The following is a 4,662-nucleotide window of genomic DNA, read 5'->3' as shown; positions in this document are numbered from 1 at the left end:
GCGGGCACGCGGTCGGCAGGCTGTGCGGGTTCCACCCCGCTATTCTCGCAGCCGCCCGACCGGCGGTATCCGGCCCATCACCGCCCCGCTCCGGTCGCGGGTCCGCCATCGTGTGAGGATCAGGAACAAAGCCGGCAGCGCCGGCCCGGTCAACCCCGCACCGCCGCGAGGAGGAGCCGTTCGATGACGACCACCAGCACGCGAACCCCACAGAATCTCGACCGAAATCTCGCCCTCGACCTGGTCCGGGTCACCGAGGCGGCGGCGATGGCCGCCGGCCGGTGGGTCGGCCGAGGCGACAAGGAGGGCGGCGACGGTGCCGCCGTCGACGCGATGCGCAAGCTGATCAACTCGATTCCCATGCGCGGCGTCGTGGTGATCGGCGAAGGCGAGAAGGACAACGCCCCGATGCTCTTCAACGGTGAAGAGGTCGGTGACGGCACCGGTCCGGAGGTGGACGTCGCGGTCGACCCGATCGACGGCACCACGCTGATGAGCAAGGGGATGCCGAACGCTCTGGCGGTGCTGGCGGTCGCCGAGCGGGGCGCGATGTTCGACCCGAGCGCCGTCTTCTACATGGAGAAGCTCGCCGTCGGCCCGGCCTACGCGGACGTGGTGGACATCAACGCCGGGGTCGCCGACAACCTGCGCCGGATCGCCAAGGTCAAGGGCTCCAGCGTGTCCGACGTCACGGTCTGCGTGCTCGACCGGTCCCGGCACGACGACCTGGTCGACCAGATCCGCCGTACCGGGGCGGGGATCCGCTTCATCTCCGACGGCGACATCGCCGGTGCCATCGCCGCCGCGCGCGGCGAGACCGACGTCGACGTGCTGATGGGCATCGGCGGCACCCCGGAGGGGATCACCGCCGCCTGTGCCCTCAAGTGCATGGGCGGGATGATGCAGGCAAAGCTCTGGCCGCGCGACGCCGCCGAGCGGGAGAAGGCGATCGCCGCCGGGCACGACCTGGATCGGGTGCTCACCACCGACGACCTGGTCACCGGTGACAACTGCTTCTTCGTGGCGACCGGCGTCACCTCCGGCGACCTGCTGCGCGGCGTGCGGTACCGGGCCGGCGGGGCGTACACCCAGTCGATCGTGATGCGCTCGAAGAGCGGCACCATCCGGGTGATCGACTCGTACCACCGGTTGGAGAAGCTGGCGCTCTACTCGGCGGTGGACTTCGACGGCCGACCCCTGGCCGAGCAGGCGTGAGCGGGAGCGGCGAGGCGATGGCGTGAGCGCGGCCGGAACGGCGACCCGGCCGGCACTGTCGGCCGGCCGCCGGGCCGGCGCGTTGGGACTGGCGACCGTCGCCGGGGTCGCCGTGGCCGTCCAGTCCCGGATCAACGGCGAACTCGGCGGACGGCTGGGTGACGGCATCGCCGCCGCAGTCGTCTCGTTCGGGCTGGGCCTGCTGGTGCTGCTGGTGTTGGTGCCGGCGACCCGGGGCGGGCGCCGGGGCCTGGCCGCCCTGCGTGGTGCCCTCGCCGACGGCACGTTGCGGCCCTGGCAGTGTCTCGGTGGCGTGTGCGGTGCGTTCCTGGTGTTCACCCAGGGCGCCACCGTCGGCGCCCTGGGCGTGGCCGCGTTCACCGTGGCGGTGGTCGCCGGCCAGTCCGGCAGCAGTCTGCTGGTCGACCGGGCGGGAGTCGGCCCGAGCGGCCGGCAACCGGTGACCGTCGCCCGGCTGGCCGGCGCGGTCCTGACGGTGGCGGCGGTGCTGCTGGCCGTCAGCGGCCGGTTCGGCGAGCCGACAGCCCTCGTGCTGGCCGTGCTGCCCCTGCTGGCGGGTGTCGGGGTGGCCTGGCAGCAGGCGGTCAACGGCTGGGTCCGGGTGACCACGACCAGCACCCTGACCGCCACGCTGGTCAACTTCGCCGTCGGTACGGCGGCGCTGCTGGCCGCGTTCGCCGTCGACCTCGCCCTGCGGGGTCGACCACCGGGGAGCCTGCCCGCCGAGCCCTGGCTCTACCTGGGTGGACCGATCGGCGTGACGTTCATCGCGGTGGCCGCGGCGGTGGTCCGCTTCACGGGCGTGCTGCTGCTCGGCCTGGCCACCATCGCCGGTCAGGTCACCGGCGCGGTGCTGCTGGACCTGCTACTTCCCACGGCGGCCTCACGCCCCGGTCCCACCACCCTGCTCGGGGCCGGCCTCACCCTCGTCGCCGTGGCGGTCGCCGCCCTCGGTGGCCGGTTCAGGGCATGGTCATCGGCGACTCGGAGCGGTACCCGTCGAGGTCAGGCCGCCGACGGCGGAAGATGATCGCGGCCACGATGCCGCCGAGCAGCCCGAACAGGTGCCCCTGCCAGGAGATCCGTTCGTCGGTGGGCAGGACGCCGACCAGTTGGCCGCCGTAGAGGAGGCCGACCAGCAGGAAGACGGCGAAGTTCCACCAGCTCCGCTCGAAGATGCCTCGGGTCAGCAGGATGCCGAGGTAGCCGAAGATGACCCCGCTCGCCCCGACGACGATCGTGTTGGGCGACCCGGTGAACCACACACCGAGGCCGCTGACCAGCACGATCACCAGGGTGGACCAGAGGAACCGCCGGGCACCCGCGGCCAGCACGAAGGTGCCGAGGAGAATCAGCGGAATGCTGTTGCTGTAGAGGTGGTCGAAGCCGTGGTGCAGGAACGGCGAGAAGAAGACCCCGTCGAGCCCTTCGATGCGCTTCGGGATGATGCCGGCGGCGGAGTCGAAGCCGGCACCGAGCCACTGGTCGAGGCCCTCGATCAGGAAGAGGATCGGCACCACCGCGCACATGGCCACGAAGGCCCGGCCGAGCGCCGCGTAGAAGGCCTCGGTGCCGAACCGGTGGGGGTCGCCACTTCCGGGGTGCAACGTCACCTGTCAACAGCTATCAGTAAACGCCGGCAGCCGCCACTTTTCGCCCACGGAGACCGGTCCACCGCCGCATGAAGGCAACGCGGGACCGACAACGACGGCGGCGGGAGCACGGTCACCCGCGCCCCCGCCGCCGTCAGGTCAGGTCAGTACCAGCCCTTGTTCTGCGAGTGCGTCCAGGCCTTGCACGGGGTGCCGTACCGGCCCTCGATGTAGCCGAGCCCCCACTTGATCTGGGTAACCGGATTGCTCTGCCAGTCGTCGCCGACCGAGGCCATCTTGCTGCCCGGCAGCGCCTGTGGGATGCCGTACGCCCCGGAGGACCGGTTGTGGGCCTTGGGGTTCCAGCCGCTCTCCTTGTTCCAGAGCTTGTCCAGACAGGGGAACTGGTCGATTTCGAACCCCGCGTCGATCATGAGCGCGCAGCCGGTCTTCCGGTGGCCGCTGTACTCCTCGCAGGAGGCGGGAATCGGACCGTCGTACGGCTTCGCGGCCCGAGCGGCGGCCTCCGCGGCCTCCTTGGCCGCCTTCTCCTCCGCAGCCTTCTTGCGCGCCGCCTCCTCGGCCTTGCGGGCCTTCTCGGCGGCGGCCCGGGCCCGCTTCCTGGTCTCGGCGGCCTGCTGCCGGGCGGCCCGTACCTGGCGGGAGACCTGCTGCTCCTGCCGGTAGTCGACGTCGATCTCGGTGACACTGCCGGCCACCTGCGCGTCGGGCCCCCGGTGCTGAGACTGGCGGTCCTCGCCCAGATAGAAACCGCCGGCAACGCCCACGGAGAGCAGGGCGACAGCGACGGTGCGGGCGGCGAACCGGCTCCACAGCCGACTCACGAAGTGATCCCTTCGTCGGGGTCAGGGACGCGGCGTGGCCGCGACCGCACTGGGCCGAAGCGCGCCGCGAGCGCCCGCGACCGGCGTGCCGATCGCCGTAGACGCACCGCGTCCGCCTCCCCGGCGAATCGTCCGAACCCCTCGCGGGGTGACGAACGATCACCAACGATGCGTCGGGTGCGTGGGCGCCCGTCGGACACGATCGCGCACAGTGAGGCTGATGGGAAACCATCAGCCTCAATTGTGACGTGGGTCACTCAAAAAATGCAGCCCAACACGCCCGAAACGGTCATCAGTGCGGGATGTCCTCCAGCAGGTCCGTCACCATCGCGGCGATCGGAGAACGCTCCGAACGGCTGAGCGTGACGTGCGCGAAGAGTTGATGCCCCTTGAGCGCCTCGATCACGGCGGTCACCCCGTCGTGCCGACCGACCCGGAGGTTGTCCCGCTGCGCGACATCGTGGGTGAGTACCACCCGTGAGCCCTGGCCGATCCGGGACAGCACGGTCAGCAGCACCCCGCGCTCCAGCGACTGCGCCTCGTCGACGATGACGAAGGCGTCGTGCAGGCTGCGGCCTCGGATGTGGGTCAGCGGCAGCACCTCGAGCAGACCACGCGAGGTGACCTCCTCCAGCACGTGCTCGTGCACCACTGAGCCGAGCGTGTCGAAGACCGCCTGGGCCCAGGGCGACATCTTCTCCGACTCCGAGCCCGGCAGGTAGCCCAGTTCCTGGCCGCCGACGGCGTACAGGGGACGGAAGACGATCACCTTCTTGTGCCGGCGACGCTCCATCACCGCCTCCAGCCCGGCACAGAGCGCGAGGGCGGACTTTCCAGTGCCCGCCCGGCCGCCGAGCGAGACGATGCCGATCGACTCGTCGAGCAGCAGATCGAGGGCGATCCGCTGCTCGGCGGAGCGGCCGTGCACGCCGAACGCCTCACGGTCGCCGCGGACCAGCCGGACGGTCTTGTCCGGCAGCACCCGGCCG

The 4,662-nt window shown here is 71.1% G+C and carries 5 protein-coding genes; 2 read left to right on the top strand and 3 right to left on the bottom strand.

The features are described 5' to 3' along the window. The first annotated feature begins 183 nt into the window (after nt 1–183). Complete coding sequence (gene glpX, locus AB0M52_RS30930) at nt 184–1,215, top strand: class II fructose-bisphosphatase (protein ID WP_363961036.1); 1,032 nt, start codon at nt 184–186, stop codon at nt 1,213–1,215. 22 nt (nt 1,216–1,237) lie between these two features. After that, a complete protein-coding gene (locus AB0M52_RS30925) occupies nt 1,238–2,266 on the top strand; it encodes a DMT family transporter (protein WP_363961034.1) in 1,029 nt (342 codons plus the stop codon). On the opposite strand, the gene AB0M52_RS30920 is transcribed toward AB0M52_RS30925, so the two are convergent. From AB0M52_RS30920 to AB0M52_RS30910, 3 genes are all read right to left on the bottom strand, one after another. Next, entirely contained in the window at nt 2,199–2,849 is a 651-nt protein-coding gene (locus tag AB0M52_RS30920; protein ID WP_111213847.1) for a rhomboid family intramembrane serine protease, read from the bottom strand. The genes AB0M52_RS30925 and AB0M52_RS30920 overlap by 68 nt on opposite strands. A gap of 143 nt (nt 2,850–2,992) precedes the next feature. Then, complete coding sequence (locus AB0M52_RS30915; RefSeq protein WP_363961031.1) at nt 2,993–3,673, bottom strand: lytic transglycosylase domain-containing protein; 681 nt, start codon at nt 3,671–3,673, stop codon at nt 2,993–2,995. A 292-nt stretch (nt 3,674–3,965) separates the two neighbouring features. Continuing rightward, nucleotides 3,966–4,662: PhoH family protein (locus AB0M52_RS30910; protein ID WP_363961029.1), on the bottom strand; the 697-nt coding region annotated here is incomplete at its 5' end.

The sequence above is a fragment of the Micromonospora sp. NPDC051296 genome (assembly GCF_040682255.1).
Taxonomy (GTDB): domain Bacteria; phylum Actinomycetota; class Actinomycetes; order Mycobacteriales; family Micromonosporaceae; genus Micromonospora; species Micromonospora craterilacus.
This window is presented reverse-complemented; position numbering and strand designations above follow the sequence as displayed.

Coding starts and splice junctions, on each gene's coding strand:
- glpX (WP_363961036.1), top strand. CDS start 184: ATGACGACCACCAGCACGCGAACCCCACAGAATCTCGACCGAAATCTC.